At 74.5% G+C, this 5,874-nt stretch carries 5 protein-coding genes and 2 pseudogenes; 4 read left to right on the top strand and 3 right to left on the bottom strand.

Annotated features, from left to right (window positions below; all coding sequences use genetic code 11):
* Positions 1 to 300, top strand: a pseudogene (locus EAO70_RS12770) (response regulator transcription factor); the annotation flags it as partial.
* Here the strand turns inward: EAO70_RS12770 and EAO70_RS12765 are convergent.
* Positions 250 to 1,389: pseudogene (locus tag EAO70_RS12765) on the bottom strand (sensor histidine kinase); the annotation flags it as partial. The pseudogenes EAO70_RS12770 and EAO70_RS12765 overlap by 51 nt on opposite strands.
* A gap of 538 nt (positions 1,390 to 1,927) precedes the next feature.
* On the opposite strand from EAO70_RS12765, the gene EAO70_RS12755 reads away from it, so the two are divergent.
* Both EAO70_RS12755 and EAO70_RS12750 read left to right on the top strand, forming a co-directional pair.
* Entirely contained in the window at positions 1,928 to 2,467 is a 540-nt protein-coding gene (locus EAO70_RS12755) for a GlcG/HbpS family heme-binding protein (protein ID WP_148003453.1), read from the top strand.
* 101 nt (positions 2,468 to 2,568) lie between these two features.
* On the top strand, positions 2,569 to 4,032 hold the full coding sequence (locus EAO70_RS12750) for a M1 family metallopeptidase (protein WP_148003125.1): 1,464 nt from the start codon (positions 2,569 to 2,571) through the stop codon (positions 4,030 to 4,032).
* 52 nt (positions 4,033 to 4,084) lie between these two features.
* On the opposite strand, the gene EAO70_RS12745 is transcribed toward EAO70_RS12750, so the two are convergent.
* Complete coding sequence (locus EAO70_RS12745; protein WP_148003124.1) at positions 4,085 to 4,606, bottom strand: GNAT family N-acetyltransferase; 522 nt, start codon at positions 4,604 to 4,606, stop codon at positions 4,085 to 4,087.
* A 62-nt stretch (positions 4,607 to 4,668) separates the two neighbouring features.
* Complete coding sequence (locus tag EAO70_RS12740) at positions 4,669 to 5,244, bottom strand: TerD family protein (protein WP_148003123.1); 576 nt, start codon at positions 5,242 to 5,244, stop codon at positions 4,669 to 4,671.
* Positions 5,245 to 5,358: 114 nt separating this feature from the next.
* Here EAO70_RS12740 and arfB point away from each other — a divergent pair, with 114 nt between their 5' ends.
* Positions 5,359 to 5,796 carry an alternative ribosome rescue aminoacyl-tRNA hydrolase ArfB gene (arfB, locus tag EAO70_RS12735; RefSeq protein WP_148003122.1) on the top strand — a complete coding sequence of 146 codons (438 nt, stop codon included), beginning with the start codon at positions 5,359 to 5,361 and terminating at the stop codon, positions 5,794 to 5,796.
* Positions 5,797 to 5,874: the final 78 nt, after the last annotated feature.

Raw genomic sequence — 5,874 nt, 5'->3', positions numbered from 1 at the left:
GTCCTGATGGACCTCCAGCTGGGCGCGGGCATCGACGGCGTGGAGGCGACCCGGCGGATCTCGCCCACCGGCGTCCACGTCCTCGTCCTCACCACGTACGACACGGACGCCGACATCACCCGGGCCATCGAGGCGGGCGCCACCGGCTACCTCCTGAAGGCCGAGCGGCCCGAGGAGCTGTTCGCCGCGATCCACTCGGCCGCGCAGGGCCGCACCGCGCTCTCCCCGCCGGTCGCCAGCCGGGTCATGGACCGGATGCGGGGCGCGGCCGGCCCGAGCCTCACCGACCGGGAGCGGGATCGCCGCCGAGAGCACTGTGCCCTCGCCCGGCGTGGACTCGACGGTCAGTGTGCCGCCCAGCTGCCGCGCCCGCACGGCCATCGCCGGCAGCCCGTGTCCGCGTACCCCGCCCGGCTTCTCGACCGGGTCGAAGCCGCGGCCGTCGTCGGCGATGTCCAGGACCACCTGGTCGTCGAGGTAGCTGAGGGTCAGGGCGGCGGAGTCCGCGCCGGCGTGCTCGCGGATGTTGGCCAGGGCGCCCTGCGCGATCCGCAGCAGCGCCGACTGCACCCGTTCCGGGAGCGGGACCGCGGTCCCGTCGACCCGGAACGCCGCCGACTCGCGGGCCGCGAGACCCCGCAGGGCCTCTTCCAGACCGCCGCCCTCGGCGAGGTCGGCGGGCGCGAGGTCGTGCACGAAGCGGCGGGCCTCGGCCAGGTTGCGCTCGGCGATGGACTCGGCCGTACGGACGTGGCGGCGGGCGGTCCCGGGGTCGCTGTCCCAGGTGCGGTCGGCCGCCTGGAGCAGCATCTGCTGGCTGGACAGGCCCTGCGCGAGGGTGTCGTGGATCTCCATGGACAGCCGCTGGCGCTCGGCGAGCGTGCCCTCGCGCCGCTCGATCGCGGCCAGCTCGCGCCGGGTGCGGATCAGATCGTCGATCAGCGCCCGCTGGCGGGCCGCCTGCCGGTCCGAGTACACGAAGACGCCGGTGGCGATGGCGGCGACGGCCGGCGGGGCGACGATCAGGTTCGGGTCCCAGCCGCCGTGGGCGAGCTGCACCTGCGCGAACACCACGAACGCGGTGAGCAGCGCGACCAGGCCGAGCGCGGCCCGCGCCGGGAGGGTCCGCAGGCCCGTGTAGAAGAGCGGCACCGCGCACCAGGCGAAGCTCGGCGCGAGGACGACGAGCAGGATCCACACCGCGACGACCGTGCTCAGCCAGGCGATCCGGCGGGGCGCGGCGCGGGTGCCGACGACGGGGCCGAGGAGGTAGAGGGAGGCGAGGGCGCCGGAGAGGGCGACGATCCAGGGGCTGCGGTCCTCCCAGGGGTGGCGCAGCAGGAAGCGGGCCAGGGAGGCGCCGAGGAGGAGGAAGAAGGCGATGTGCATGACCCGCGCGAGCCAGGGCGCGTCCGGGTCCCGCTCGGCCTCCGGCTTCGTCCCCGTCTCCGGGGCTCGCTCGGGCTCCGGCTTCGTCTTCGTCCCCGGCTTCGTCGTCGTCTCCGTCCCCGTCCCCGTCCCCGTCTCCGGCTCCGGCTCCGTCCCCGTCTCCGGCTCCGTCCCCGTCTCCGGCTCCGTCTCCGGCTCCGTCTCCGACGAGCGGGAGGCGCGCTCGTGCCGGGATCCCTCCGGGCGGGCAGGGCGTCTGCCGCCCTGCCCGGTCTCCGTCGGCCGTGTCACGTTCTCACCTTCCTGACCTGGGGACATCTGTCCATCCTGGCCCGGGGGGACCACGGGGGCATCAGCCGATCGGCTGACCCGGCCGTCCTCCAGTGTGCGCGAGCGGGGCAGCCGGACCGTGGACCGTGCGCCCCGGGTCGCGGCCACAGGATGGATGACAGAGCGAAGGAGCGGCCCCGCCTCCCCGCCGCTCGAACGGCTTCCCCGAGCACTTCCCCATCCGCACCTCACCCGCCTGGAGTTCCCCATGAAGAAGATCCTCTTCGGTGCCACCGCCGCCGCCGTCCTCGCCGCCGGTACCTTCGGCGTGGTCTCCGCGAACGCCTCCGCCCCGGCCGCCGCCCCCACCGCCGCGGTCCGCGCCGACGCCGGCAACGGCAACCTCCAGCAGTCGACGCACCTGACGATCGAGGCCGCCACCAAGGCCGCGCAGGCCACCCTCGACGCCGCCGAGAARGAGAACCAGCGCGTCTCCGTCGCCGTCGTCGACCGCAACGGCAACACCCTCGTCACCCTCCGCGGCGACGGTGCCGGCCCGCAGTCCTACGAGTCCGCCGAGAAGAAGGCCTTCACCGCCGTCTCCTGGAACGCCCCCACCTCCGAGCTGGCCAAGCGCCTCACCAACGCCCCCACCCTCAAGGACATCCCCGGCACCCTCTTCCTCGCCGGGGGCGCCCCCGTCACCGCCAAGGGCGCCCCCATCGCCGGCATCGGCGTCGCCGGCGCCCCCTCCGGCGACCTCGACGAGAAGTTCGCCCGCGCCGGCGTCGCCGCGCTCAACCGGTAACCCGCACGCGGCCACCCCGCGAGCCGCGGCCGGTGACGGCGCCCGGACCCCCGCCGGGCGTCGTCGCCTTTCTCCGTGTCGGACCTGCTTAGGATCGATACGTGACCCAGCGCAACCGGACGGGCCGGCACCACCGGACCGGAGCAGCCGCGGGCGGCCTCACCGCCGCCCTCACCGCCCTCGCCCTCCTCGCGGGCGGCTGTACGGAGGCCACCGGCGGCGTCCGGGGGACCCCGGGAGCCGCCGGACTGCGCGACCCCTACTTCCCGAAGCTCGGCAACGGCGGCTACGACGTCGACCGCTACGCCCTCACCCTCGCCTACGACCCCGGGACCGGGCGGCTCGCCGGCACCGCGGAGATCACCGCCCGCGCCACCCAGGACCTCAGCGCCTTCAACCTCGACCTGGCCGGGCTCACCGTCGACCGCGCGTCCGTCGACGGCGCCCCCGCCTCGGTCAACCGGGCGGGGAACGAGCTCACGCTCCGGCCGCGCGAGGAGATCCGCGAGGGCGCGGAGTTCCGCACCACCGTCGTCTACGGCGGGGTGCCCGAGCCGATCACGGACGCGGACGGCTCGGAGGAGGGCTGGCTGCGTACCGCCGACGGGGTGGTGGCGGTCGGCGAACCGGCCGGTTCGATGACCTGGTTCCCGGGCAACCACCACCCCTCCGACAAGGCCGTCTACGAGCTGCGGCTCACCGTCCCGGCCGGGCTCGAAGGCATTTCGAACGGGACCAGGACCGGCCGCAGGACGGGGGCCGACGGCCGGGTGACGACCGAGTGGCGCACGGCCGAGCCGATGGCGAGCTATCTCGCGACGGTCGCGATCGGCCGGTACGAGACGACGACCGCGATGGCGAAGGGGACGGCGCCCGAGGCGACCGGATCCCCCGCCACCGGAGCGCCCGCCCCGGACGGCGGCGCCGAGCGGCCCGTCGCCGCGCGGACCGCGGCGCTCCGCGGCGAGATCCCCGAGATCATCGCCCGGCAGGCCCGGCGCTTCGGCCCCTACCCCTTCACCAGCGCCGGCGCGATCGTCACGGTGGACGGGACCCTCGGATACGCCCTGGAGACCCAGACCCGTCCCGTCTTCCCGGCCGCCTCCTTCGACCGCACGACCCTGGTGCACGAGCTGGCCCACCAGTGGTTCGGGAACTCGGTCTCGCCCGCGAGCTGGCGGGACCTGTGGCTGAACGAGGGCTTCGCGACGTACGCCGAGTGGCTGTACACGGAGGAGTACGAAGGCGTCCCCGCGCGGACGCACTTCGAGCGGGCCCTCGCGCAGGAGGCCAACTGGGCCTTCCCCCCGGCCGCCCCGCCCGCCGCCGAGAACCTCTTCGACCCGCCCGTGTACCAGCGGGGCGCGATGGTGCTGTACAAGCTCCGGGAGACGGTCGGGGACCGGACCTTCGACGAGATCCTGCGCGGCTGGCCGGCGAAGTACCGGCACGCCAGCGCGTCGACGGACGACTTCACGGCGTACGCGGAGAGCGTGGCCGGCCGCGACCTCGACCAGCTGTGGGACGTCTGGCTGTACGGCGAGGAGAAGCCGGACGCGCCTTAGGCCGTGCGAGTCGCCGGTTCACCGGGCCCGGTGGCTCACAGGGCCCGGTGGCTCATAGGGCCTTCCGCAGGACCACGCAGGGGCGGCCGTGGGCGAGGTCCGGGCGGCGGTCGGTCTCCTCGTAGCCGAGGGAGGTCCAGAACGCCAGCGCCCTCGGGTTGTTCTCCAGGACCGCGAGCCGCAGCCCGGTGCGGCCCGCGGTGCGGAAGCGGTCCTCCACGTACGCGGCGAGCCGGCGGCCGTGGCCCGCCCGCAGCTCGTCCCCGTGGACCATCAGGAGCCCCAGCCACGGGTCCGGGTCCGCCGGGTCGGGATGCCGGCCGAGGGTGACCGCGACGGCGACGAGCCGGCCGCCCGACCGGGCCAGCAGCACCTCGGCGGTGGGCTGCGCCAGTTCGTCGGCGAGGGCCGCCGCGACCTGCTCGGGCCGGATGTCGGCCGGGTCGGGGAAGTCGCCGCTCAGCTGGTGGAACTCCGCGTGGGAGGCGTACAGCGCGGTGAGTTCGGTGAGCAGCGGGCCGGGGAGGGCCGCACCGTCCTCCAGGGCCTTGGGCGCGAGGGCTTCGACGATCACGCGGCAAGGGTAGAGCCCCGGCGGGAGACCCGCCGGGGCTCAGGGGTGTCGCGGGGCGTCGGTCAGAGGTTGACGCCGAAGTCGCGGGCGATGCCCTCCAGGCCCGAGGCGTAGCCCTGGCCGACCGCGCGGAACTTCCACTCCGCGCCGTTGCGGTAGAGCTCGCCGAAGACCATGGCGGTCTCGACGGCGGCGTCCTCGGAGAGGTCGTAGCGGGCGATCTCGGCGCCGCCGGCCTGGTTCACGATGCGGATGTACGCGTTGCGCACCTGGCCGAAGTTCTGCGAGCGGTTCACCGCGTCGTAGATGGAGACCGGGAAGACGATCTTGTCGACGGTCTGCGGGAGGCCCGCGAGGTTGACGTTGATCTGCTCGTCGTCGCCGCCGCCCTCGCCGGTGCGGTTGTCACCGGTGTGCACGATGGTCTGGTCCGGCGTCGACTTGTTGTTGAAGAAGACGAAGTGCGCGTCCGAGGCGACCTTGCCCGCGGCGTCCACGCCGATCGCCGAGGCGTCGAGGTCGAAGTCGGTGCCGGTGGTGGTGCGGACGTCCCAGCCGAGGCCCACGGTGACAGCGGTGAGGCCCGGGGCCTCCTTGGTCAGAGAGACGTTGCCGCCCTTGGACAGGCTCACAGCCATGGAAAGTCCCTTTCATCGTGATGTCTTGCCTGGAGAAACGCATGGTGCCCCCGGACGGTTCCCGCCGTCCTCCCGGCGAAAACAGGATGACTCCGACGGCGCACAGCGGGGAACATGGAGGGCATGGCCGGTCCGTATCCCATCCGTGGCTCCGTCTCGCTCCCCGAGGCCGAGCTCCAGTGGCGTTTCTCGCGTTCCTCGGGTCCCGGCGGCCAGCACGTGAACACCAGCGACTCCCAGGTCGAGCTCCGCTTCGACGTCGCCGCCACCGACGCGCTGCCGGAGGTGTGGAAGGCCCGCGCCCTGGAGCGGCTCGCCGGCCGGCTGGTGAACGGCGTGGTCACGGTCCGCGCCTCGGAGCACCGCTCCCAGTGGCGCAACCGCGAGACGGCGGCGGTGCGCCTGGCCGCGCTGCTCGCCGAGGCGACGGCCCCGCCGCCGAAGCCCCGCAGGCCCACGAAGATCCCCCGCGGGATCAACGAGCGCCGGCTGCGCGAGAAGAAGCAGCGCTCGGAGACGAAGCGGACGCGCCAGTCCCGCGACTGGGGCTGAGCCCGCGCCGACGGTCGCCGGTCGCCGGGGGCGCGCCGATGCCGCCCCCGACGCCCGGCCGCGCCGGGACCCCCGCCC

It is taken from the genome of Streptomyces sp. adm13(2018), assembly GCF_008042145.1.
GTDB lineage: Bacteria > Actinomycetota > Actinomycetes > Streptomycetales > Streptomycetaceae > Streptomyces.
The sequence above is the reverse complement of the archived record's forward strand: the minus strand, read 5'-3'. Positions and strand labels throughout refer to the sequence as shown.

Excerpts from the sequence above, each read along its gene's own strand:
- EAO70_RS12740 (WP_148003123.1), bottom strand. The coding sequence starts at position 5,244 with ATGGCTGTGAGCCTGTCCAAGGGCGGCAACGTCTCTCTGACCAAGGAG.
- arfB (WP_148003122.1), top strand. The coding sequence starts at position 5,359 with ATGGAGGGCATGGCCGGTCCGTATCCCATCCGTGGCTCCGTCTCGCTC.